The sequence below is a fragment of the Exiguobacterium sp. ZWU0009 genome (assembly GCF_000798935.2).
Classification (GTDB): domain Bacteria; phylum Bacillota; class Bacilli; order Exiguobacteriales; family Exiguobacteriaceae; genus Exiguobacterium_A; species Exiguobacterium_A acetylicum.
Genome location: NZ_CP018057.1, coordinates 2765165 through 2788761, shown reverse-complemented (window position 1 = coordinate 2788761; position 23597 = coordinate 2765165). Strand labels below are relative to the sequence as shown.

Here is a 23597-nt window from a genome sequence, read left to right as displayed (position 1 = left end):
TTCTTTTTACACTAACCTTTCGTATTATGAACAGGAGTATCGAAACCATATGAAAAAAATAATCCTTATTTGTATCAGTTTTTTATTCATATTAGCTGGTTGTAGCCAAGGTGAAACGTTCATCAATCGAGATATACATAATTCAAACTTAGTGAAGACTGCATCTTCTTATCTAAAAACATCAGATGGTGGCTCTGTCTTTGAAGTAGATAGTCAGTTTAGTGAATCTTCAGCTATTAAAAATAACAGTACCTATCGTTTTCTAAAAAAGAAGTCAAAGAACTATTCAATTCAAAAATGTAATGAAAAGAGAAACAAGTTTTATTGTGACTTGATTGTTATGCAAATTAACGGTGAAGGTACATTGAATAGCAAACAAATTTCAAAAATCGACTCATTTTTTGATCTCTATTTTTTATACGAAACTGCAAATTCAATCAAAGAAGTCAGCATGATTCAAGATATAAAAGAGCATATTCACCAAATGAGAAAACCCGTTCAAGGTGATCAAATTGAATATTTATACTTTACACTCCTATCGCTTGAACTTGATTCTAATATAAGCACTTCTCCGACAAAAGAAACGATAAAAACAATCATTGACGAATACTCTAGTCAAGATTTGATGGATCCAAACCGTCCTATCTTGTTGTATGCAGCATTAAAATTAAACGATAGTCATAAATGGGGAATAAAGTTAGAACGTCTCCAATCTCTCTATCAGAATGAACAAAACCAAATCACACTACTATTTTGTGATGAAATCACATACTGGATACAATTACAAATTGTCGAGATGGTTATGGAGAACGATGCAGGAAAAAAAGCATTCGTAAACTTATTGAATCAAAATAAACCTTACACTAGTTTTTATCATTCTTTAGACAGTATTCGAAATCTGTATCTGATGTCTAACTTATTTGCTAGTAATAAATTGAAACATACAGAACAATACATCGAGGTGATTAATTCCCGCCTCGATACCCTCTTAGGAAGCGAAAAGAAGACGCAACAAAATTTGTACTTCATATCTGTCATAGATCAAATTTTAAAAAATGAAAATCGAGATATGAGTGAGTTTCCAGATGTGAATTGTAACGATTTGAACAATCTATCGGAAAGATATTATTGTGGGAAAAACCAAGATGAAAATGATCTTTTTAATGAAAAGAATTTATTAGAAGAAAACAAATTATTAACAAAATTGTTGATTTATGATAGCGTTACATTGACCTCTTCACAGAAAAAAGAAGTGAAGTCATTATTTCCAACTGTCTTGAAATATGATGGGAAAGATGATTATGTCGTTTTGAATGTGTATAGCAGTATGATCACGGAGCATGAATTAAAAGTGGATACTGAGAAGATCAAAGAGCGTATAAAAGAGAAAGAATGCGGTCTTGGTTATTGTGAGAAAGCAGGAAACTATTCATTCGAAATGAGTGTCTATCTGAATAATATCTTAAATATTTTAGAGGGTGACGAAATTGCTAGGAGGTTTCGATGATTCGATGATGTCAATAAACGTAAATAACGTAAGTTTCAGCTATGGAAATCAAGAAATTTTAAATGACTTTTCTTTAGAAATTCAAAAGCCAGGCATTTATTCACTATTTGGTAAAAGTGGTTGCGGTAAAACGACTTTGATTAACATCTTGTCGTTGATACAGGCTCCTACGCATGGAGAAGTAGTATTGTTCAATCAAACGCTAGATTTTTCGAATAAAGAAAAGATTGATGAGGCGCGTAAACAAATCGCTTATTTCTTTCAGGATTTAAATCTCATTGAAGCATTAACCGTGCGTGAAAATCTCGAAATCATATCGTTAATTAATCATCAAAATATTGATGAAGAAAGATTAAAGCGATACAGTGAAAAAATCGGAATGTCAAAGAAATTAGATGTACCTGTCAACAATCTTTCAGGAGGAGAACGGCAACGGGCTGCTTTCCTAAAAGTAATGATTTTTGAATACAAATTGATTTTGCTAGATGAGCCAACAAATAATCTAGACAAAGAAAACATTGAAATGATCATGGATTTATTAAAGGAAATTAAGTCTGATAAAATCATCTTAATTGTTACGCATTCTAATTATGTAGTTGGCCAATCGGATCAAACATTTAACTTCAATGAATTGAATAGAGGAATTGCAGTATGAAAATGACCGTTTTTCATTACATGAAGAAGAAGTATATGAAACAGCTAAAAAAATTGACTACATTAAATTTTCTCCTCATCGTTTTACTGTTATTTTCTGTTTTTACAATTTTTATCTCAACAGAAAATATTCGAAATAACATTTTAAACAATGAGCGGCTTTCCATGGTACTCATTAACGGATACACTAAAAACGGTGAGTTTACGTACGATACAGAAAAGATAAAAAAGTTGGATCATGTTAAAGATTTGTCGTACGAATATGAGATTCCATTATCGTATTCAAATGGCGACGGTGAACAGGATTTCATGAACTGTCTGACGCTAAATCCAACGACACGAGATGCTATCAACTATCATAAATCGGTCAAAGGAAACGAAATCATTCTACCTGATTCATTTAAAGGGAATACGTTGAAGTTCACGGATATGGAGAACAAACCGTTATCCTTAAAACAATCCTATTATGAAGGGTCAGGTATTTTCTTTTTAAAGGATAAATGTTATCTAGCACCTCAAACTAGCGCGAAACTAGCTGAAGAAATAAGTAAATCAGATAATTATTCTAGTGCTAAGTCGTTGTTAGTCAATATTACGAAAACAGAGCATATCTACGATTTCGTACAAGATTTTAATAACATGTTTGATGAAGAAAAAGCATATGTATACTATCAAGCGGAAGGATTAGAAAAACTTGTAACAGGATCTAAAATGTCGATGTATCTGTTGATACTCTTCCAAGTAGTGTTGCTTGCTATCGTTTTTATCTTCTATAGAAATAGTTTAAATGCACTGATCAAAACACTAAATAGAGACTTGTTGTCGTTGTATATCAACGGGTTATCGAGTAAAGAAATTTCTCGACAATTTTATTCAACCATCGAATCCATGAATAAAAAAATATATATGTATTCCTATGCTCTGATTGCATTATTTGCAGTAGGAATGTGGAAATACATGGGGATGCAGCCGCTTCTGATAATGGTCGCTGGATTAGTCGTTCTATTGTCACTCTTGATTGTGTTGAACAAACGATTCGTGAAGCTATTGATTACTCGGAAAATGAAGAAAGAGTTGTCTAACGACAACATCGTTTCCCAGTTGAGAAACTAACGTTGTTCCACATGCCGTAAGAGATAGAGTAGTTTAACACTTTATTTTGTAATGGAATAAGAAGGTTTTTTGATACCCTTTGGTCATTTAATGATTAAGGGGTATTTTTGTGCAGTTATGTTTATGTAGAGGATTCATTTCAACCATGCACAACCAACGAGATAGTCTAATTAAAAATCACCCCATTCAAAATTAGAACAGGGTGGAAAATATTATTTCAGTTGACTGACTGCAAAGTTCGCTTCTTCCGCTGTAAATTTTTCTCCATAATCCGATGAGAGTTGATCTCGAATCGCTTCAGGCGACATGCTCATCGTCTCTTGGTATTCCTTTGCCTTTTGAAGGGCATTCTGGTTGTAGTCGGCATCAAGTGTATCGATCGCATACTGTGCCTCTTCACTTGTAAACTTCTCACCGCTGTCGGATGTCAGCTGCGCGTAGATGCCTTTCTTCGACATACTCATCGTCTCGGAATAAGACTCAGCTGATTTGAGTGCGTTTGATTTCCAATCATCAAAACTCATGTTTTCGATCGCATACGCTGCAGCTTCCTTTGAAAACTGCTCTCCATAATCGGACGTCAACTGGTTCGAAACGGCTGCTTTTGACATGTTCATCGTTTCCGCATACGATTCCGCCTTGTCTAGCGCTGACAGATATTCTGTTGGAACATCAGGTGTCGAGTCTTCCTCTACTTCAGTGTCTTCTGTAGAAGTATCTTCTACGATAGCTTCTTCCTCCACAGCAACCCCGTCCTCTTCTGAATTCGATGGTGCAGTCGTTTCGTTATCCGTGTCGTTTGCCTTTGTAGTAGAAGACGTTTTCGTGGTTGATTCTGTTGATTTTGCTGATGTTTCTTTTTTGGCTGGAGTCGCCTGATCTTCTGAATTGTTTCCTGCTGCTACAAAAATAAGAAGTACGATTAACCAAAACCACCATTTCTTATAGAATTTACGTTTTGGTTTAGTAGATGATTGCATTATTTTATCCCCTTATATCTTTTATACATAAAAAATAGCATACATGACTATAAATTGGAATTTTATTATTTTAAAAAATGGATAATTGAATATGTTTAGTAGGATATGAATTTTACCTAAGTTTTCTCATTCATCAAGAGAACACTAGAGGGAAAGATAGCGTTTAATATGTATAAATCGTTTTTAGAATAAGTAAAAAAATCTTTTAAAATATTGATTTTAGTCAATAAGCAGTCAGAAAACAAAATTATTTTTACAAAAATAGTAATTTATGAGTAAACGTGTTATTATTTTCTATGGCTATTTTTTACTTAAATGAAATTAAAAAACAGAAGGAGAGTAGGACATATGGCATGTGTGAATTGTTCGGATGCTGCAAAACGTGGTCTGAAGTTTTGTCCGAGTTGCGGTGACGCCTTGGAACATCACGTAGAACACGCAAAACCTTTAGAAAAAGAACGCGACGTCAGACCTGTACGCTCTAAAAAAATGAGTAAGTCTGCAAAAGCCGTTCTTTTAACAGTTGGATTGTTGGTCGTAGCAGGTGGTGCCTATTATGGACTCGCGACACAATGGTTCACGGTCGAAGCGACGACGAATAAGGTCCGTGATGCGATTCGCTCTGGTGACGCTACATTACTCGCTGAGCATACGGAGTTCAACGGAAAACCGGTTGATCAGAAGATGGCGCAACGCTTTTTAGATGCCTTAAAAGAGACACCGGAACAAAAGAAATCATTCATGGATTATTTATTGATGGCCGGTGTGTCGATTCAAGCAGAAAACGAAAGTGATGTTCCTGGTCAAATCGTAGCGAGTGGTCGCCAGCTCGGGATCTTCAAGGATTATCGTCTGCGCCTCGATAGTGTCAAAACGGAAGTCATCAGTAATTTTAAAGGAACGAAGGTGACGCTCGTCAATCCGGTCGGAACGGAAAGTAGTAAAGCGTCGGCGGAGGGCATCATGATGGACGGCGTCTATCCAGGATTGACGGATGCCAAGATCGCGTATGATGGCGAATACGGAAAAGAGTCGAGCGATGTGACAATCAATCCGTTGACGCTTGACGCTGCAGATCGGAAATACGAAATCACTTTAAAAGGAAATGCGGTCGAACTCGACCAGACGTATCCGGATGCCTTTTTGATTGTTGATGGAAAATCGACATCAGAACGAGTATCAGATTTGAAGAACTATGGACCAATCCCGAAGAACGGCATTAAACTCTCGATTGAAAATTCATTCCCATGGGGTGAGGAAACATCGGGTGAGGTTGTCGTCAAACCAGATACGAAAAAAGCGATGTTCACGTTCGAACCATCAGAAAACGTTTTGAACCAACTGCAAGAAGCCGTCGAGCAGCATGCTTCTGACTGGGTTGATGCGGCAACTTATCAAGATACAAGTTATTTCTCACTCGTTGATGATGCTTCCTATCTTGCGAAACAACAAAAGAACTATGACGATTGGAGCCGAAAGGACTTGGAGTGGGACGGAGAGTTCATGAATGCGTCGATTGATCGTCCCTCAGCTAAGTTCGTCGAATATGGGGATTCGGTAGGTATCGAAGTCATGGCGACAACCTATATTCGGGGTGAAATGTATACGCCTGATAGTGAATCGCCAGGAAAAACAACATCGAAGTCGCTCTTCCGCTACTTGTTCACGTATGAAAGTAGTGAGGATAGCTACGAGGAAAGTTTCAGGATTCAACAGGCAACGAGTATTAAATAAGAACAAGGGAGGCTACACAGATGATGGATTGGCAATCAGTCAGATCACGTTTTCAAGGGATGACAGCAAAAGAATTACAGGAGCAGGCGGAGCAAGCACGACGTGAAAAAGGACGCTTGCTGTACGAAATCGGAGAGCGTCATTACATGAAGCTGCGGAGCGAAGGGCATCGTCAAGAAATCGAGGACATTCTTGCACAAGAAGTACTCGTATTCGGTGCCTTGTCACGGATTGACGAGATGGAAGTCGAAGCTGCACAAAAGCAATGTAAGTCATGCCGGACGCCACTTGAGCCAGGCGCGAAGTTTTGTGGGAAATGCGGCACGTCCGTTCCACGTGAGAACGAACAAACGAAAGTCGCCTGTACGACATGTCATACACCACAACGTAATGATCAGCATTTCTGTACATGCTGCGGATCGGAAATGGGGCAACGCGTATGAAGTATTGTTCGACCTGTGGTCAAGCACATGCTCCACACGCCCAGTATTGCGAAGTAGACGGGACGTCGCTCGATAAGCAAGCCCGTCCGATTCGCTTCGAACAAGCTGCGCATTTTTGTGTCGGGTGTGGTACACAAATGGATGGTCGTGCGTCGTACTGTCCGAATTGTGGACATTCGCGCCTCATCGCTGCGACGTCAGAAGGCTCACTTGTAGATCGTCTTCCAGGTATGGACGACATTCGTAAGAAGTGGAAGTCGCAGGATTGGAACGTGAATCTCCCGTTGAAAGAGCGTGGACGCGCATTTATATCACGATTCGATTTCTCGTTTGGGAATCCGAGTCTTGCGATCGGTAGTATCGCTGCCATCATTTGTTTTGCTGCAATCGTCGTCTTATTGTTCGTCATGCTCGGTCTCCTCAGTGATAACCCGGCATTAGAAGGAATCAAGACTGTTCAACAAAACATGGGAGATGATTTTAGTACGTTCGGTATGTTCTTTTTCCTTGCTTTCGTTGCCCTTGCTGGTCTAAATCTCACATCAAGTGAAGACTTGAAATCACGCTTCCTTACAGAAGTGGTAGGCAACGATGCAGAACAGTTCTCTGATATTCAAAAAGCGATCGATCAACTTGATTTTCATATTTTCTCAGGACATTTCTTGCTGTCCTTACCGGGTCTGCTTCTATTGATTGGGAGTGCGTGGTTACTGGAACGAGGTGGTGTCATCGGAGTCAAGACGACATCGTGGAATGAGCGAATCGAACGTGCTGTCGTCTTTGCCCTGACATTATCGTTGATTACGCTGGTCGTCGGATTGTTTGCGACAGATTTCGGTATCTTCGATCTACATCTGGTCATAGGAATGCTTCGGATCTTCCTTCTAGCGCTCGCTGGTGTCCTTTTGTTCCAATTCATCGGTCAAACGGATCTGCGTAGTTCTTGGCAAGTCGGGCGGATCGCTGCGACGACGTTAATGAGCGTCTATTTGTTTGGTGTCCTGCTGACGTCATTCGGACAATTGTATTATCTAAACGAGCTCGATGAAATGGACGAAGTCGAATTTGGTGAATCAGCAAGCCTCGTTCTCTTGAGTGGTGCTTCTCCGCTTTACGCGATGTCGCAAGCGGGACAAGTCGATTTCAAGATGACCGTTTTGACGGAAGACTTCCGTTTAGGTGCGGCCTTATATGGCGAAGACCGTTTGAATGATCTGCAACGACCAGTGGAAGAAGCGGGAGAAGCTTCGAATCTGAGTCGGATTCAAGGAATCATCGGGAACCAGATTGAAAACGGAGAAGATCCAACACTCGATCCGAAAGTAACACGTTTTGATGAAACGGTAGATGTCGGGCTCTTAACACGCTTCGCTCAAATCGCGAATGCCTCCACTCCATTTGAAGAAGAGCAATTGCTCAGTTCAAGTGTTGCTCCTTACGGCTTGATTGCGCTTGTACTGATGTTCATCATCCATATCGGAATCGGATTCCGCTGGATTCGGACGTTACCGAATGTTGCGATTTATGCTGGGGTCTTCATGATTGGTGGACTCATTCTAGCGTACTTCACACAAACACGGTTTGAACTGCAATGGGATAACGATGTCCTAGCCGGTGTCGTCGTTTCTACTTTGACATGGTGGAATGCGTTCATGCTTTTCCTCTTCCCATTCCTCGGTGGATTAGTGGGATACGGATTGAACCGCTTCAAAGATACAAAAGGATGATTCCAAATAAAAACGCTTGTCTCCTTTTGCGAAGACAAGCGTTTTATCATAAGGATTGTTTAGTTGTTTGTTCAAATTCAATGTAAGAGTCTTTTTCGATACCAGAAGCACGGAATGTCAGACTCCCGTCTTCATTAAACCTGATTTCTAAAGATGACTCGTGAAAGTAGAGCATCAAGGTGTTGTCGGAATTGAAACGTCCGCTGTACGTATAGTCATCGAGCGGTTGTCCTTCATAATCACGGGCGTCATGAATCGTCAGTGTTGCCTCGCGATTCGGACGTGTCACGACATCGATCGTCGCATCCGTATAATCTTGCTCATATTCGCCTTGATCACTTGTCGAGTACGCATAGCTACCGGCTAAATCATTGAACGCTTTTTCGACTTTACCGAGTGTCCGGTGATAACGAGCCGCCTCGTTCGCGAGTGCTTTGTCACCGAACGTCTGGTTCATGACCCGTTCTGCGTAGCGAAGGGCATCTGTCGTCTGATTCATGAACAAGGCGGCTTCAAGGTCACGAAAAGCTTCCTGTTGTTGCGTCAGTGCGATGAGCCGTTTGTCCGTCGTACCTTCCGTACGCGCCTTCTCACGCCATTGTTGTTCATCGAAAAGATCTCCAGCCATTGTACTTTGAGCACTTTGCTTCAAGTAGAGATCTGCTGAATCGTTACTACAGCCACTTAATACGACGGCTATGAAGAGGAGAGGAAGTACACGTGTCATCATGATGTAGTCTCCTTCTTGAAAGTTCGTTTGATCGAAGTAATGCTATATCGATCGTCTTGGAACGTGATCTCATATTCGACGATGGCACGATGCGAGGGCTGGTTCTCCATCTCGAAATCGTGTCGGTCGTATGTTTCCGTCGTCTCGACATGGAAGTGATTTTTATCGATGACTTTGACGGCATCGAACGTCATGTCTTGTAAGGCAACGTAACTCGTCGGATATTCTTCTGAAAAGGCAAGGCGATCGCCGAAATGTACGCGTTCATCTTCCGTCAAATCATCGTCTCCATAAAATAAGTCCGCATACGATATGTATTCGTCCATTGACGAATCATAATACTGCCAGTCATCGCCACCTTCGTTCTCAATCGAAGGAAGACGCTTGGCATAGGTACTGAGAAAGCGGTACAGGGAATCGGGTGATGCTGATTCAAAAGTGAGGTACTCCTCGAGTTCGTCGTCAGCTAACCTCGTCGCTGAGAAGCCTTGCGGCAAGACTTGATCGACATCTGCTGCGTCATGAGTCAGCTCACTCGTCTGAAACAATGGTTGTGCAGCTTGATATTTCAAATAACCGAAGGCACCTCCACCGATGCAAAGCAACAGAATCAGCAATCCGATGAACCACGCTTTTTTGGAGGAACGGGATTGCGTGTGACTATTTTTTTGACCACAAACTGGACAAAAGATCATCTGATCATTCATCGGAGTCTGGCAATTTGAACAATGTGACATAAAAGCACTCCTTTCTTATCTTCGTCATTATAATGTAAAATAAATATAAAAATAACAATTTTTTGAATAAAAGGAGAGGAAATCATGGATCCATACGAACGCCTAGGAATATCGCGTACCTCATCGATGAAAGAACTGGAACAAGCATACTCGGAAAAGCTTGAAGCACATCCGGAGGACTCCGAAGAACGGACGGAAATCGAGCGAGCGTACGTCGTCATAAAATACGAAAAGAAACAAAAGAACAAACGAAATAAACGAACGATTGGGATTGGAGCGCTCGTTCTGTTGCTCGCTGCAGGAGGCGGAACGTATTTCTTTTTAAATCAGGAAAAGACGCCTCAGGCGGTCGAACAGAAGAATCAGGACGCTTCGTTCGTCATTGGGGAAGAAGAGAAGGCAAGTCAGGAAAAATCAGAATCGACGGATACAACGAAAAAAACAGATTCGGAGGAACTGTCTAATCAGGATTATAAGGACGTCCAAGATATTTCAATGCTCTTTTTCCGGGAACTTGAAGATGCTTTGACAGAACGAAGTGTCAAAGGACTGTCCGTCAGTACAGACACATATAACCAGAACTTCCAAAAGAGTTTGGATGATTTAGTCACAGGTGGCTATATCTTTGACGGTGTACTGACGGTCAATGATATTCCTCAAAATGATATGACGATCAAAGGAGATAAGGCGACAGTCAAAGCGACGGTCGACTATTCCTCCCGGTCCTATCAGCCGTATCTGCACGAACGCCCCGAGGGTAGCACGATCGTCTGGGAACTAAGTCTTGTAAAGTCAGGTCAAGACTGGCTCGTCGATCAGCGGAAGTCGCTCTCGGATTCAGCGACAGGTAGAGGCATGGAAGTTCGAGAATCGGTTAAAGAAGATATCGTTGATACAGTGTATCAACATGCCAAAGAGTGGGAGCAGGCGTATATCGATAAAGATACGTCGGCGTTCACATTGTTTACATCATCTGCATACTTGAATAAGCAACAAGGCTACTACGCTAGCATGGACAAAAGGGGCGTCTATTGGGAAGGGTACTTGGACGAAGTCGAATATTCACCAGCATCTATCACTGTCAGTGAAGTCGCGACTAATCTGACCGCGACGGTCGAAGCACTTTGTTATTATGATGGAGATTATTTAAAAGAAGAAGACGGTTCACTTGCTGAAGAAAACCCAGGAAAAGACGTACCTTTCAAGTATTATTTGAAGTACAACCTGGATGACGAGCGCTGGTATATCACCGACTCGGAAGAACTGAAAACTTTCAGTCAAAACGATACGACGACATATTAATTGTAAGGAGGAATTCAAATGAAAAAAGTAGTTATAGCAACAGCACTTGGTCTCATCATCAGTACACTACCAGTAGCAAGTGATTCGGTAGCAGCACTCAGTAAGACGGAAAAAACGATCGTTGATCGTCAACTCGCGGCGTTAAAGAAAAGTAAACTATCAGGTGGTTATAAACCGATCGATGTCCGGTCTGTCTATCTACTAGGTGGCAAGTATCCTGAGACATTTACGTTGTATGAACGATTCAACTCGAACACATATATGAATGATGTCATCGGTAAAGCTCAGAAGTATGACGCGAAGAAGAAAAAATGGACAACGATCTATACGTATACAGATCGAGATACAGACTATTATGATGTCCGGGCGAAAGGAAAACTACTCGATACGAAAAAAGAACAGCTTGTCATCGGACCATCTGGTGGAAGCGGGGGTTACATCGTGCCGATCCTGATTGGTTCAACGGATGGTAAGATGATCAAAAAGATGTTCGAATCAAAAGAAGCATACCCGTTCGGTCGGGCGCTAATTAAAGATAAAAAACTCTATGTCGGTTCGATGACGATCGTTCATGATGTCTACTCCTACAACGGAAAGACACTGAAGCATCGAGTCGGTACAGGAGCGGATGACCGGATTGTTGCCGGGAAGGTCTCTAACTATATGACGCTCGATTATTATGGCGGTAGCACGCATCTGACGAGTGGCAAAACGATGACACTCAAAAAAGGGCAACGTTTCGGAATCGTTCGTAAATCGACGAAGGATACGAATCCATACGTCTATCGGGCATTTTCTTCAGGAGAAGGAAAGTTACAACTCGACGGATATGGATTTAAAGCGATTAAGACTGGCGTTGAAAAATGGCACTTCGAACCAGACGCATATAGTGATGCTATTACGATGAAGTTTACAGTGAAATAAGTACGAGCCAGTTCCTAGTTGTTGTAGGAACTGGCTTTTTTCGTTGTTCCTCTTATTATGGGATTGCAAACGATTTCATGATACGCTAGGGGACAGAAAAACCTGCCTAGAAAGAAGGAATTCCTATGCATATTCTTGTCATCGATGATGAGGCGAGCATCCGGCATCTCGTCAAACTGCAACTCGAGCTTGATGGTCAGACGGTCGAGACGGCAGCCGATGGAGCAGCAGCACTCGCCTTGCAGGCAACACAGACCTTTGATTTGATCGTCCTCGATTTGATGCTACCGGATACGACCGGTTTCGAATTGATTCCAAAACTTCGACAGACGACGCCTGACTTACCGATCTTGATGCTGACAGCACGTGATCAGATGAACGATAAAATCATCGGGCTGCAGCTCGGAGCGGATGACTATATGACCAAACCGTTTAACGGAACGGAGCTCGTCTTGCGTGTCAAAAATCTATTGAAACGCACGAAGGCGGTCGCGCCACCGGTACCTGTCGCAAGTGATCCATTCTTATCTGTTGATCCCGAAGAACGAGTCATTCGGCTCGACGGTCACCCGTTACCACTGACATACCGGGAGTATGCATTGCTCGCACTTTTCCTGACGCATCCGAAACGGGTCTTCGAGCGAGATGAACTGCTCGAACAAGTCTGGGGCTTTGACTTCTCGGGTCAGACCCGCGCCGTCGATATCATGGTCCAGCGCTTACGGAAGAAACTCGGAGCACAAGGCGAACGGATCAAGACGATTTACGGTGTTGGCTACAAGTGGGTCGACGCATGAAGCTACGTCAAGTCATCACGGAAAACTTCGTCTTGCTCCTCGTTCCGGCATTGCTCGTCCTCTTCTTGATTCTCTATGCCTTCATCCAATCGAACCTATACGAGAACGCCGTCGAGTCCGTCCAAAAACTAAGTCGGGAAGCGGATCTCTACACGATGAACTACCTCGCAAGTGAAGAGACGGACTCGCTCGCCGATACGGCAGTCCCGATCGCTTCCTATCTCGCAGACCGATTCGATGCGCGTGTCCAACTGTTTGGACCAAACGCAGAACTGCTCGCTGATTCGGAACGCGATCAATTGCCGCTCCTCGCGGGAGACATCGATCAAGCGTTAAAAGGGAAGTCGAGTTATCTCTTTCTGAAAGAAACCGATGTTCCGGTGCTGTTCTTCTCGAGTCCGCTGTATGGCAAAACGGACGTCATCGGCTCGGTCCGTTTTCTTGTTGATCTGAGGACGGAAGCCGAACTGCTGCGGCAATTCACCTACGTTTTCACGGGCGTATTTCTGATCTTGATCGTGATTGCTGTTTGGACAGCGCGGCGGATGGCAAAGACGTTGATCGGGCCGATCGATGATTTACGGAGCGTCTCGCACGCCTTGACGAAAGGACACTATGCGCACGCGTTACCGACGTATCCATATGAGGAGTTGAACCGACTGGCGGCGGACTTCTCGACGCTTGCTGACGCAATCCAGCACAACATTGGACAGCTCGAACAACAACGAAGCGACCAACAGACGTTCATCGATCACATCACCCATGAACTCCGGACACCGATGACGGCGATCATGGGCTATGTCGAATTGATCCCCAAGCTGCCGCCGGATGAAGCGGCGCACTGTTATCACTACATCGAAGTCGAGAGCCAGCGCTTGTTACGACTCGTCTCGCATAATCTCGAACAGGCGAAACAACAACGCAACGAACGCCACGTGACGTCGACGATGTTCGCGCTCGACACCTTGCTCGCAGACGCCTTATTCATCATGCAATTGCGTCTTGGTGGACAAGGAATTCAAGTTGAACAGGATGTTCCGCCGATCTACGTGCTCGGGCAACCGGATCAGACGAAACAAGTCTTATTGAACCTTCTTGAGAATGCCGTCAAATACAGTGACGCGATGTCGGTGACGTTTTCAACCGTCAGTACGGATACGACCCTTCAACTCATCATGACGGATGACGGAATCGGCGTTGATCCAGCAGTGCTTGCCGAATGGGAGAAGGAGCAACATAGTCTGACGACGGCGAGTGGGAATGGACTCGGTCTACCGCTCTGTCGGCGTCTGATGCAGGAACAAGGTGGCGATTTTGCACTTGAAAGTGATGTAAGCGGAACACGTATCACATTGACCTTCCGATTAGCGAATCAGACATGATGTAATCGCTTACAAATGATACATTTACGAAACAATTCGACCGGATTTACGAAACAATTGCCACGTAATCTAAGAATCAAGCAAGGAGAGGAATCATGAAAGCATCGACCATCGCTTATCTCTTCCTGATGGGCATCTTGTTTGTCCTCGGTCTTCTTTTGCTTCAGCAGACGGTCTTCGGACGCTTACACGTCCTCGATGGACCGAAACGACTGAATGCTTCCGATGACTCACTCCCGACCGAGTTGACGTTACGTCACCGGGCGTGGGGGGAGCAGACGGTAGAAGACGGAACGGAAGTCCAGCGCATCACGACGCTATTGAAGCAAATGAAGACGGTGACAAACGGGACTTGTCCGGCGGGCACGGCGACGTTTACCGGAACGCTCCGTTTCTTAAACGGAACGACGTGGACGTTCTCGCTCGGGGAAAGCATGACGCTAAATGGAAAATGTGTCGCGCAACGTCCTAGCACTCAGACGACGACATTAAAAGCACGCTTCTTGAACGCCTATCACGAACCAGAGCAGCTCGCGCGTCAGTTCGCTGAGGCGGAAGTCGTGATCGTGTATGCAGCAGGACGATCTCGTTCTTTGACTGCACGTGAGCGAGAAGACGTCAAGCGTCGCCTGACGCAAGCGGAGCCGATGACGGACTATGAAGAAGTCGGTCAAGCACTCGATGCCAGTCAGGGACAGCCGCGCATTCTCAAGCTCCAGCGGTTCAAGAATGAGCAGAACAAGCGTGCCAACTTAATGAATATTACCGTGTATGAGACATTGTTCAGCGTCCAGTACATGGATGATGACAATGGAAACACCTTCTATTTAAAAGGACAACTCCTGCCGACCGGGAAGGAGGCAAATCGATGAGAAAAGGAATGCTCTTCTTGCTGAGTATCATTTGTCTCATGAGCATTTGGATCGTCCGCAACAATGAACAGACGAAGCAGGGAACAGCTGCGCGGGAAACCGTTCCGCATTTGACGGCGTATGTCTCTGCGAAAGAGGATATCGGTCGCGCCTTGCTGTCATCATATTGTGAACAAGCTGGCTGTACGTACGAGTTCGTCCGCCTCTCGACGGAAGAACTCGTCCGGCGTGTGACGAAGGAAGCGGATCATCCGCGCGCCGACGTCATCATCGGTGGAACGTGGGATGCCCACCAGACGCTCAAGCAACGCGGGTTGTCGACACCGTTCCCGAGCGACATGGATCAAGCGGAACTACAGGATCCGGATCGCTACTGGATCGGCTACGAAGTCGAACGCCTCGCAATCGTCATCAATACGGACGTCTGGAACAACCGATTCGGGGCGGCACCGTATCCGAAGACGCTCGCTGACTTGACAGCGAAACGGTATCAGGACGAGTTAATTTTGCCGGATCCGAACCATTCCGGTACCGGTGCGACGATCCTGCAAGCGATCTTTGACGGATACGGAACGAAGTCGGAAGGTGTCTTACGCGAGCTAATCGAGCGAACGCGACTATTCACGGCGAACGGTTTTGCACCGACGTCGTACGTCGCCAGTGGGGAAGCGATGCTTGGGGTCAATTTCATCGGGGATCAACAATCGCTACGCGAAAAGTATTATCCGGTCAAAAGCATCCCACTCGATACGTACTCGATCAACGCGATCTCAAAGCTGAAAGGACGGACGCAACAAAAGCAGGCGAATGCCTTCATGCGTTTCGTACTCTCGGCGGACGGTCAGGCGATTCTGAGGAAGGTCTCATTCGGTACGCCGACCTATGCGATCGCGAAGACACAACCGATCCAGCAGAACGTCGGGCAGGACATCGTCGCCGATTACCGGGACTACCTCCGTCGATTCAATCAGCTCCAGGACAAATGATGCGAAGACTCTGATTCAGATAGGGGAAATGGAAGATGGGCTTCTTCAGCATCAAAAAATTGCCGAATGCCGGCATACCAATCGAAGTACAACGGAAACAATGGTTACAGCAATTCTTAAAGGCATTCTTAGTCGTCTTCTTCTCATATATGGCGATGTATCTCATCCGAAACAACTTCAAGGCAGCGCAACCGCTCTTGAAAGAGGAACTAGGTTTTACGACGACGGAACTCGGTTATATCGGCTTCGCCTTCTCGATTACATACGGAATCGGGAAAACATTGCTCGGCTACTTCGTTGACGGGAAAAATACGAAACGCGTCATCTCGTTCTTATTGATTCTCTCGTCCTTAATCGTCACCGCGATGGGACTCTTGATGAGTGCCGGCGGAAGTCCGGTCGGTTTATTGATGGTTTTATGGGGACTCAGTGGGTTCTTCCAATCGGTCGGGGGACCGTCGTCGTATTCGACGATCGCCCGCTGGACACCGTTTGAAAAACGTGGACGCTACCTCGGCTTCTGGAACGTCTCGCACAACATCGGTGGAGCAATTGCCGGTGGTCTCGCACTGTGGGGAGCGAACGTCTTCTTCAACGGAAGTGTCGTCGGGATGTTCATCTTCCCAGCTGCGATCGCGCTCGTCATCGGAATCGTCGGTCTGTTCATCGGGAAGGATGATCCGGAGGAACTCGGGTGGAATCGGAGTGAAGAAATCTTCGAGGAACCGATCGAACCGGAAAACATCGCTGCTGAAAGTATGACGAAATGGCAAATCTTCAAAACGTACGTCATCTCGAACCCATGGATCTGGACGCTCTGTATCGCGAACGTCTTCGTTTACATCGTCCGAATCGGGATTGATAACTGGGCGCCGCTCTACGTCACGGAACACTTGCACTTCAGCACGGAGAGTGCTGTCAATACGATCTTCTTCTTTGAGATCGGCGCATTATGCGGCAGTATGATTTGGGGTTACGTGTCCGATTTACTGAAAGGACGCCGGGCGCTCGTCGCAGCGATCTGTCTCTTACTGACGGCCGTCGCGGTCCTCGGTTATCGTTACGGGACGAGTGAACTTATGATTTACGCGTCACTATTTGCACTCGGTGCGCTCATCTACGGACCACAGCTCTTGATCGGTGTCTCGGTCATCAGCTTCGCACCAAAACAAGCGACGACGGTCACGAACGGGATGGTCGGTACGTTCGGTTACTTGTTCGGTGATTCAATCGCAAAAGTCGGTCTAGCGAAAATCGCTGATCCGGAAACGAACGGTCTAACAATTGGTTCGGTTACGTTACACGGCTGGAGCGACACGTTTGTCATCTTCAATGCAGCATTACTCTTTGGTTTGATCGCCCTTGCGATCGTCGCTGTCGTCGAGGAGAAAAAGATTCGTCGCCTCGGACTGCTGGAGCGTCAAGCGGATAAGTTGAGTTCGTAACAGACACGAGCACCCTCGCCTTATTTAGGAGAGGGTGCCCTTTTTTAATGAGACAAATAAGCAAGCAGAAAACCTTCTTCCAGTTTAACGTGACGAATCGAGCGGTAACGGGCATGACGGAAAGGAAAATAGAAGGAGAAATCGACAGTCAAGAGTCGGTTTTCATAACGCAGATAAGGTGGACGAATGAGGTAGGTTTCATTAAAGGATTCGGTATCGTGAGGACAGACGTCAAAGACTTCGAATGTGATGGTACGTTTATCGACTGCCCGCAATTGGAGCGTCAATTCGACAGGTAAGTCGCGCTCTAGACCATAACGTGTCAACGGTACGGAGGCTTGAAGGTGAAGGTGAGTTGGTCGAATCGTGACACAGATATCTGTCAGCTCTGGAATTTCCTTTGTCAGCACACTTGCAAGGTCGTATTCATCAATACTTGTTGCAAGCGTAAAACGACGAAAGGTCTCAATTATATGGCGCCCCAGTTTCATGAAGTAAACTCCTCTCTTATGATTCTTAACCTTAGTATAACTGAATTATAACCTAATTATTCCATATTATCTTTTACTAAAGTAAATTAATCCCTATGAATTAGAGCTTCTTTTTAAAAACAATATGATTTACGCATGTTTTTGTATCGTTCAGGGAACGATTAAGCATGTCGATCTGTTGTATTTTTTGAAAGGAGTTTTTTGATGCCTTACTTATCTGGATTTCCATCATCTTATTGGAAACAAAGTGCCCCTGCTACTTCCTATCCAGCTTTGAATCAAGATGCCAAGCATGATGTCGTCATCATCGGGGCTGGGATTGCTGGACTTGTCACAGCGATGCAATTGACGGAACGGGGATACGACGTCGCCGTGATCGAAGCAGGCGACGTCGCTGCCGGCACGACGGGTTATACGACGGCTAAAGTTTCCTCACAGCACGGTTTGATCTATGACACGCTGATCCGAACCGTCGGCGAGGAATCAGCAAGACTCTATTATGAAGCGAACGAAGAAGCAATCACGTTTTTACGTCATCAAGTGGAACGGCTCGATATTGGCTGTGAACTTGAAAGGCAAGACGCCTATCTCTACGTTGAGAACTCAAAAGAGCAAGCGATGGAACGAGAAGTCCGTGCCTATGAACGCTTAGGGTTGAACGGTGGCGAGGCGACGGAAGAAGTCCGAAGTAAGTTGCCGTACGATGTCAAACGAGCGGTCGTCCTGCGCGATCAAGCGCAGTTCCATCCTGTGAAATATCTTCAAGGTCTTGCGGAACAAATCGTCCACCAAGGTGGGAAGTTGTATGAACAGACACGTGCCGTATCGCTCGAGTCGAACCGGACGCCAACTGTCATCCTTGAGAACGGTCACCGGATCGAGGCGAAGAAGGTCGTCATCGCGACCCATTTTCCGTTTCATGACTTCAAAGGCTTGTATTTTTCAAAACTCGAAGTCCATCGCTCGTATATCGTATCGGGTCATGTCGACGAGACGTTTCCGGACGGAATGTTCATAAGTGCTGATCAACCGAGTCGTTCTTTGCGTCACGCGCGGACAGAGGACGGTCGTCTGCTTGGTCTGTTCGGTGGTGAGAATCATTTATCCGGTCACGAGACAGAAACGATGCAACGGTATGAGCATCTTGCTGACTTTGCGAGAAGTGAGTTTCATGTCGAGTCGTTCGAACAATTCTGGTCAGCGCAAGACTTGATCACGCTCGATAAGATTCCCTATATCGGACAGATGACAGCGGGTGATCCGAACGTGTTTGTTGCGACCGGATTCGCGAAGTGGGGGATGACGAACGGTATCGCAGCCGGACTATTGTTGAGCGATTTATTGACGGGAACACCAAATCGTTTTCGTCATTTATTTGATCCGAACCGTTCGAAGCTAAAGACGAAGGATGCGACTCAGTTCGTCAAGAACAACGCGGACGTTGCGATCGAGCTCGTCAAAGGGAAGCTGACGAAAGCAAGTCGTCGTGCTGACGAGTTACAGCCGGACGAAGGAGGACTCATCACCCATCATGGCAAGACGGTCGGTGGATACCGGGATCCGGAAGGGAACCTTCATCTCGTCTCGACGACTTGTACCCATATGGGATGCGATACGAAATGGAATAAAGCAGAACGGTCATGGGATTGTCCGTGTCATGGTTCACGATTTGGTCCGACAGGAGAGGTACTAGAAGGACCAGCCGTCAACCCACTCAAATCAATCGATTAAGCAGAGGCACTTGTCTCTGCTTTTTTTTTTATTTTAAAAATAATCCGGAGTCGATTTATAATATGTGATATAATTACCTGGTAACAAAAATATTTTAGCGCTAAACAATTAGAGTGCCGCTTTTGAATCGTGTTGTAGAGGCACCGTCACGACCACTGCTCACTGGTTTCATATTTAGTTTCACTATTTTACTTAGCGTCGTGAACGCTGAAACAACCCGAGGAGGAAGCACCACTATGAGTAAAGAAAAGATTGCCCAGCTGCGCAAACATGTGTCGCCGTTTGAAAAGGCAGACATCAAAGCCAGCGTCCGGCAGATGATCAACACGATCCTGCCATTTCTCGTCCTATGGTTTCTGGCATATCAGGCCCTGAAGCTATCTGTGTTTCTCGCGATTCCTTTGGCGATCCTCGCTGCTGGATTCGTCGTCCGGATGTTCATTATCTTCCATGACTGTACGCACGGTTCATTCTTCAAGAATAAGAAGGCGAATGCTATCGTCGGTACGATCACCGGGATTTTGACGTTATTCCCGTATGAGAAATGGAAGCGAGAGCATTCGATTCACCACGCATCAAGTGGAAATCTCGATAAGCGTGGTGTCGGTGACATCTGGGTCATGACGATTGAGGAGTACATCGAAGCGTCACGCTTCACACGTCTCAAGTATCGTCTGTACCGGAACCCACTCGTCATGTTTGGTCTTGGACCGCTCTTATTGATTCTCGTCTCGAGCCGCTTCAACCGGAAGGATGCTCGCAAAAAAGAACGAGTCAACACACATGTCATCAATGCGTCGCTTATCGTCCTGTACGGTATCCTGATTTACTTCATCGGCTGGCAAGCCTTCTTGATCATCCAAGGAACGACGATGTTCACAGCAGGCGTACTTGGAATCTGGTTATTCTACGTTCAACACACGTTCGAAGACTCGTACTTCGAGGATGAAAGTGAATGGGATTACGTCAAGGCGGCAATCGAAGGTAGTTCGTATTACGAGTTGCCGAAGGTCTTGCAATGGGTGACAGGAAACATCGGCTTCCACCACGTCCACCATCTCAGCCCACGTGTTCCGAACTATCATCTCGAAAAAGCACACGTCTCGACGCCACCGCTTCAGAAGGCGACGAAGATTGGTTTATTCTCGAGTCTGAAGTCGCTTCGCTATAAACTATACGATGCGAAGAACAGAACGTTCGTGACGTTCCATGACATCAAACACCTCTTACGCGAACCGAAGACGTCATCGCTGTAAGGAACTGTACCTCGTCCACTTGGACGAGGTGTTTTTTGTTGTGTTTGAAGCAAAAGAGGGAATCAACAAGAAATGAGAGTAAGATAAGTCCGCCTTTTGACGTATGTTCACGATGAGCATCCATGGTAGGATGTACAATAGAAAGGAGAGTGCATGATGCGCCGAATACCCATTTCCGTTTATATAGGAGGAGCCATCTTACTTTCCTTATTCGTCTTCAGCTCGATGACGTACCAGCAACAATCTTTGATTCCGTTTTTGACACAACATATCCCACTCGACTGGGTTTATGCGTTTTCCTTCGTGTCGTTCCATTATGAAGTTCCAATTAGTGTCGCGTCGCTTGGACCTGCAGCGTTCCTTGAGTTTTTCATTCGAAAGGGGATGCACGCTGGATTGTTCTTCATTCTTGGAATCAGCATCGTACATTTCTTACGTGCACGAGGATACACAGCATTACCAGCTGCCTTCTTTGCCTTTACGGCAGCGATGACGATTGGTGTCATGGATGAGTTCCATCAGCAATTGACGGGTGGACGAACACCGCTTGTAGGCGATGTATTGATCGATGGCAGTGGTGCATTGATTGGCATCGTATTGTACACAGCGATTCGTCTTTACTTAAAAGCTGATCGAATCGTGCGGGAGCAAGAACAACAGCATGCATGAAAATAACCCATCGTCTCAATCATCATGACTGAGGCGATGGGTTATTTTAGCGATTAGAACCGTTGTACCCATTCAATCTTATACTGAGTACGTCCGAATTCTTTTCTTAACATGTTGTCTGCTTTCTTTCGTGCTGCCGTGTGATCGCCTGCCCGGATGTTGAGTCGATCCGTATCAACGATCTCATCTCCGCGTAATACTTGATACTGGACGGTATAGTCCTTTTTTATTAAATTAAATAAACCCAAGAAAACCACTCCCATATTCTTCTTCCTATTAGTTATTATATGGTATTACAAATTTTTCTGCAATCAAAAAAAGTGACTTTTGTCCTACCTATCAATAAAAAAATAGTGGTTCGAACGACAGGTTGCTTTATTATGAGAATTGCGTATGAATGCTGAAAAATCAACAAAAATCGCTCTAAAATAGAATATGCGAAATTTTATTCCATATATAATGAATAATCAGGAAAAAAAGTTACGTTATCAAAGAATAGGTGAAAATATAAGTTATCTGAATATTCTTTTGGTATGTCAGGAAAGGATTCCCTTGGAACTTCGAGGGAATAACCGTTAAGATAAGAAGGAAGAGAAAACGGTGAATTACGTGATAGATGAATTACGTGATAGATGAGGGAGATGACGTATGGAGCAGGAGACGAAAGAACGGATTGATCCCGCGCACCGGATCAGAAGAGCGGTGACCCGCAAAGAGACCGTCTACTTTAGTTTGTTGTTAAGCATCGCCATTTTGACAGTGGGTGGCATCATTGGGTTAGTGTTTGAAACAGGGCAGCCCGGTATTTATGTGATGGTGGGTCTTGTGATCCTATTGTTAATACTCTGGCTACGGCAATGGCAACGGGTCTCCCGGATTCGTAGTGAAGGAGTTCGCTTGAGTGCCGAGCAGTTTCCAGAGTTGTTCGAGCAAATCCGTATACATACAGAACAGTTGCAACTATGGCGGATGCCAGAAATCTATTTCCAAAATGAAGTAAAACGACCTCACGTTATCGGTCTATTTCAAAAGTATTTGATTGTCCTACCGACGTCGTATCTAGAATTGACAGAGATTCGTCGTTTCCGATTGTTACTTGAACTGGCACGAATCAAACGGAACCATCAGGAAAAGCAAATCTTACTATGGATTGGCAGTTGGATTCCGTTTTTACGTCCGGCTTACATGCGGGCATGTGCTCGGACCCGTCACCAGATGGTCCTACCACTTGTTTCGCCCTTATACGCGCGACAAGCCATGTTTGAGGATGTGCTCGGACCAACACTTCTAGCAACGACAGATACAGCTATCTACGTCGAGGAGAAACGGAAGCAACGGACGTTTTCCATCTTATTGTATGAAGCGTTACGAACCGAACTTTCTTTACTCGAAAGGTTGCACTTAACGGGTGAGCCAATCGAACGTCCGCGCCCACTCTTTCGATATGGTCAAGGCTTCGTCGTCGCAGGTAGCATTCTAATCGCAATATTCCTCGTTAGCACGACGGCAGGTATGCTGTTAGACGAAGGGGCGATTGAGGCAAAAAAAGAAACGAGTGACGAGAACGTCACGACGAAGACGAATGGTCAGAATCTCAACGAGACGGAGTTGATGGCAGCGATTCAAAAAGGGAAGCTCGAAGACATACATCGACTGATTCCGGAAAGTGATATGAAGGCAGTCGATGCCGATGGCGATACGGCGTTGCATTATCTCGGGTACCGGAAATCGAGCACAGGACTCGAATCGATCTTTAAGGAATTGCTTGCAGCAGGCAGTGATGTCGATGCTGTCAATGAGTTCGGCGAACGACCGTTCATTACGGCAGTCTTTAGTAACAACGATGAACTCGTCGACCTATACTTGAAGCGAGGCGAAATGGTCAATCAACAAGATGCCGACAAGTTCACGCCTCTTCATCATGCTGTTGAAGGGGAAGGGAAAGAGACCGTCAAGCTCTTACTCGAGCACGGCGCTGATCCGTCGATCAAAAACGCGGATGGCTTTACGCCACTTATGTTGGCACAAGAGTATGAACTCGATGAAATCATTGAGCTGTTGAAGCAAAACTCAGCGCAGACACTATAACATAACAACCGCAGGCGTTCTCGAACGAA

General features: G+C 45.0%; 22 protein-coding genes. 17 read left to right on the top strand and 5 right to left on the bottom strand.

Annotation, left to right across the window (positions count from 1 at the left end; genetic code table 11):
- Positions 1–49: 49 nt before the first annotated feature.
- From L985_RS14430 to L985_RS14420, 3 genes are read left to right on the top strand one after another with little or no spacing between them, the layout of a single operon-like run.
- On the top strand, positions 50–1507 hold the full coding sequence (locus L985_RS14430; RefSeq protein ID WP_047392819.1) for a hypothetical protein: 1458 nt from the start codon (positions 50–52) through the stop codon (positions 1505–1507).
- Positions 1479–2162, top strand: coding sequence for an ATP-binding cassette domain-containing protein (locus L985_RS14425; protein ID WP_235609840.1), 684 nt, complete (start codon positions 1479–1481; stop codon positions 2160–2162). The genes L985_RS14430 and L985_RS14425 overlap by 29 nt, the downstream gene beginning before the upstream one ends.
- A 20-nt stretch (positions 2163–2182) precedes the next feature.
- Complete coding sequence (locus tag L985_RS14420; protein ID WP_235609839.1) at positions 2183–3274, top strand: hypothetical protein; 1092 nt, start codon at positions 2183–2185, stop codon at positions 3272–3274.
- Between the two features lie 212 nt (positions 3275–3486).
- Here the strand turns inward: L985_RS14420 and L985_RS14415 are convergent, their stop codons facing one another.
- A complete protein-coding gene (locus L985_RS14415; RefSeq protein WP_047392829.1) occupies positions 3487–4254 on the bottom strand; it encodes an Ltp family lipoprotein in 768 nt (255 codons plus the stop codon).
- A gap of 348 nt (positions 4255–4602) precedes the next feature.
- Here L985_RS14415 and L985_RS14410 point away from each other — a divergent pair, with 348 nt between their 5' ends.
- From L985_RS14410 to L985_RS14395, 3 genes are read left to right on the top strand one after another with little or no spacing between them, the layout of a single operon-like run.
- The gene (locus L985_RS14410) at positions 4603–5988 is read left to right on the top strand and encodes a TcaA 3rd/4th domain-containing protein (protein ID WP_047392833.1); all 1386 of its coding nucleotides are present in this window, start codon (positions 4603–4605) and stop codon (positions 5986–5988) included.
- A 20-nt stretch (positions 5989–6008) separates the two neighbouring features.
- The gene (locus tag L985_RS16815; RefSeq protein WP_029342665.1) at positions 6009–6431 is read left to right on the top strand and encodes a zinc ribbon domain-containing protein; all 423 of its coding nucleotides are present in this window, start codon (positions 6009–6011) and stop codon (positions 6429–6431) included.
- Positions 6428–8158 carry a zinc ribbon domain-containing protein gene (locus tag L985_RS14395; protein WP_029342664.1) on the top strand — a complete coding sequence of 577 codons (1731 nt, stop codon included), beginning with the start codon at positions 6428–6430 and terminating at the stop codon, positions 8156–8158. Before L985_RS16815 ends, L985_RS14395 begins: the two co-directional genes overlap by 4 nt.
- A 46-nt stretch (positions 8159–8204) precedes the next feature.
- Here L985_RS14395 and L985_RS14390 read toward each other — a convergent pair whose 3' ends face one another.
- Together L985_RS14390 and L985_RS14385 are read right to left on the bottom strand one after the other, a co-directional pair.
- Positions 8205–8888 (bottom strand): hypothetical protein, encoded by a 684-nt coding sequence (locus tag L985_RS14390; RefSeq protein WP_047392838.1) that lies wholly within the window; start codon positions 8886–8888, stop codon positions 8205–8207.
- Complete coding sequence (locus L985_RS14385) at positions 8885–9595, bottom strand: hypothetical protein (protein ID WP_148662042.1); 711 nt, start codon at positions 9593–9595, stop codon at positions 8885–8887. Before L985_RS14385 ends, L985_RS14390 begins: the two co-directional genes overlap by 4 nt.
- A gap of 114 nt (positions 9596–9709) precedes the next feature.
- On the opposite strand from L985_RS14385, the gene L985_RS14380 reads away from it, so the two are divergent.
- The 7 genes from L985_RS14380 (at position 9710) to uhpT (ending at position 17333) form a co-directional block, all read left to right on the top strand.
- Complete coding sequence (locus L985_RS14380; RefSeq protein ID WP_029342661.1) at positions 9710–10927, top strand: hypothetical protein; 1218 nt, start codon at positions 9710–9712, stop codon at positions 10925–10927.
- Between the two features lie 18 nt (positions 10928–10945).
- Entirely contained in the window at positions 10946–11851 is a 906-nt protein-coding gene (locus L985_RS14375; RefSeq protein ID WP_047392843.1) for a hypothetical protein, read from the top strand.
- Between the two features lie 125 nt (positions 11852–11976).
- The gene (locus tag L985_RS14370; RefSeq protein WP_047392847.1) at positions 11977–12648 is read left to right on the top strand and encodes a response regulator transcription factor; all 672 of its coding nucleotides are present in this window, start codon (positions 11977–11979) and stop codon (positions 12646–12648) included.
- On the top strand, positions 12645–14030 hold the full coding sequence (locus L985_RS14365; protein ID WP_047392850.1) for a HAMP domain-containing sensor histidine kinase: 1386 nt from the start codon (positions 12645–12647) through the stop codon (positions 14028–14030). Before L985_RS14370 ends, L985_RS14365 begins: the two co-directional genes overlap by 4 nt.
- A gap of 95 nt (positions 14031–14125) precedes the next feature.
- On the top strand, positions 14126–14902 hold the full coding sequence (locus L985_RS14360) for a DUF3919 family protein (protein ID WP_047392854.1): 777 nt from the start codon (positions 14126–14128) through the stop codon (positions 14900–14902).
- Positions 14899–15888, top strand: coding sequence for an ABC transporter substrate-binding protein (locus tag L985_RS14355; RefSeq protein WP_051656300.1), 990 nt, complete (start codon positions 14899–14901; stop codon positions 15886–15888). Before L985_RS14360 ends, L985_RS14355 begins: the two co-directional genes overlap by 4 nt.
- A 35-nt stretch (positions 15889–15923) precedes the next feature.
- On the top strand, positions 15924–17333 hold the full coding sequence (gene uhpT / locus L985_RS14350) for a hexose-6-phosphate:phosphate antiporter (RefSeq protein ID WP_023469436.1): 1410 nt from the start codon (positions 15924–15926) through the stop codon (positions 17331–17333).
- A 44-nt stretch (positions 17334–17377) separates the two neighbouring features.
- Here uhpT and L985_RS14345 read toward each other — a convergent pair whose 3' ends face one another.
- Positions 17378–17824, bottom strand: coding sequence for a hypothetical protein (locus L985_RS14345; protein ID WP_029342655.1), 447 nt, complete (start codon positions 17822–17824; stop codon positions 17378–17380).
- Between the two features lie 204 nt (positions 17825–18028).
- Here L985_RS14345 and L985_RS14340 point away from each other — a divergent pair, with 204 nt between their 5' ends.
- From L985_RS14340 to L985_RS14330, 3 genes are all read left to right on the top strand, one after another.
- Complete coding sequence (locus L985_RS14340; RefSeq protein WP_047392858.1) at positions 18029–19555, top strand: FAD-dependent oxidoreductase; 1527 nt, start codon at positions 18029–18031, stop codon at positions 19553–19555.
- A 236-nt stretch (positions 19556–19791) separates the two neighbouring features.
- The gene (locus L985_RS14335; RefSeq protein WP_029342653.1) at positions 19792–20811 is read left to right on the top strand and encodes a Delta(5) desaturase DesA; all 1020 of its coding nucleotides are present in this window, start codon (positions 19792–19794) and stop codon (positions 20809–20811) included.
- Between the two features lie 156 nt (positions 20812–20967).
- Positions 20968–21480, top strand: a complete 513-nt coding sequence (locus tag L985_RS14330) for a VanZ family protein (protein WP_047392862.1) — start codon at positions 20968–20970, stop codon at positions 21478–21480.
- 53 nt (positions 21481–21533) lie between these two features.
- Here L985_RS14330 and L985_RS14325 read toward each other — a convergent pair whose 3' ends face one another.
- Positions 21534–21728, bottom strand: a complete 195-nt coding sequence (locus L985_RS14325; protein ID WP_133207773.1) for a hypothetical protein — start codon at positions 21726–21728, stop codon at positions 21534–21536.
- A gap of 400 nt (positions 21729–22128) precedes the next feature.
- On the opposite strand from L985_RS14325, the gene L985_RS14320 reads away from it, so the two are divergent.
- Complete coding sequence (locus L985_RS14320; RefSeq protein ID WP_052169440.1) at positions 22129–23568, top strand: ankyrin repeat domain-containing protein; 1440 nt, start codon at positions 22129–22131, stop codon at positions 23566–23568.
- Positions 23569–23597 lie beyond the last annotated feature (29 nt).

What these genes read in the sequence shown, in the direction of transcription:
- L985_RS14330 (WP_047392862.1), top strand. Translation starts at nt 20,968, where the DNA reads ATGCGCCGAATACCCATTTCCGTTTATATAGGAGGAGCCATCTTACTT.
- L985_RS14420 (WP_235609839.1), top strand. Translation starts at nt 2,183, where the DNA reads ATGAAGAAGAAGTATATGAAACAGCTAAAAAAATTGACTACATTAAAT.
- L985_RS14380 (WP_029342661.1), top strand. Translation starts at nt 9,710, where the DNA reads ATGGATCCATACGAACGCCTAGGAATATCGCGTACCTCATCGATGAAA.
- L985_RS14375 (WP_047392843.1), top strand. Translation starts at nt 10,946, where the DNA reads ATGAAAAAAGTAGTTATAGCAACAGCACTTGGTCTCATCATCAGTACA.
- L985_RS14320 (WP_052169440.1), top strand. Translation starts at nt 22,129, where the DNA reads ATGGAGCAGGAGACGAAAGAACGGATTGATCCCGCGCACCGGATCAGA.
- L985_RS14345 (WP_029342655.1), bottom strand. Translation starts at nt 17,824, where the DNA reads ATGAAACTGGGGCGCCATATAATTGAGACCTTTCGTCGTTTTACGCTT.
- L985_RS14390 (WP_047392838.1), bottom strand. Translation starts at nt 8,888, where the DNA reads ATGATGACACGTGTACTTCCTCTCCTCTTCATAGCCGTCGTATTAAGT.
- L985_RS14360 (WP_047392854.1), top strand. Translation starts at nt 14,126, where the DNA reads ATGAAAGCATCGACCATCGCTTATCTCTTCCTGATGGGCATCTTGTTT.
- L985_RS14370 (WP_047392847.1), top strand. Translation starts at nt 11,977, where the DNA reads ATGCATATTCTTGTCATCGATGATGAGGCGAGCATCCGGCATCTCGTC.
- L985_RS16815 (WP_029342665.1), top strand. Translation starts at nt 6,009, where the DNA reads ATGATGGATTGGCAATCAGTCAGATCACGTTTTCAAGGGATGACAGCA.
- L985_RS14355 (WP_051656300.1), top strand. Translation starts at nt 14,899, where the DNA reads ATGAGAAAAGGAATGCTCTTCTTGCTGAGTATCATTTGTCTCATGAGC.
- L985_RS14335 (WP_029342653.1), top strand. Translation starts at nt 19,792, where the DNA reads ATGAGTAAAGAAAAGATTGCCCAGCTGCGCAAACATGTGTCGCCGTTT.
- uhpT (WP_023469436.1), top strand. Translation starts at nt 15,924, where the DNA reads ATGGGCTTCTTCAGCATCAAAAAATTGCCGAATGCCGGCATACCAATC.
- L985_RS14395 (WP_029342664.1), top strand. Translation starts at nt 6,428, where the DNA reads ATGAAGTATTGTTCGACCTGTGGTCAAGCACATGCTCCACACGCCCAG.
- L985_RS14430 (WP_047392819.1), top strand. Translation starts at nt 50, where the DNA reads ATGAAAAAAATAATCCTTATTTGTATCAGTTTTTTATTCATATTAGCT.
- L985_RS14410 (WP_047392833.1), top strand. Translation starts at nt 4,603, where the DNA reads ATGGCATGTGTGAATTGTTCGGATGCTGCAAAACGTGGTCTGAAGTTT.
- L985_RS14340 (WP_047392858.1), top strand. Translation starts at nt 18,029, where the DNA reads ATGCCTTACTTATCTGGATTTCCATCATCTTATTGGAAACAAAGTGCC.
- L985_RS14385 (WP_148662042.1), bottom strand. Translation starts at nt 9,595, where the DNA reads ATGAATGATCAGATGATCTTTTGTCCAGTTTGTGGTCAAAAAAATAGT.
- L985_RS14415 (WP_047392829.1), bottom strand. Translation starts at nt 4,254, where the DNA reads ATGCAATCATCTACTAAACCAAAACGTAAATTCTATAAGAAATGGTGG.
- L985_RS14365 (WP_047392850.1), top strand. Translation starts at nt 12,645, where the DNA reads ATGAAGCTACGTCAAGTCATCACGGAAAACTTCGTCTTGCTCCTCGTT.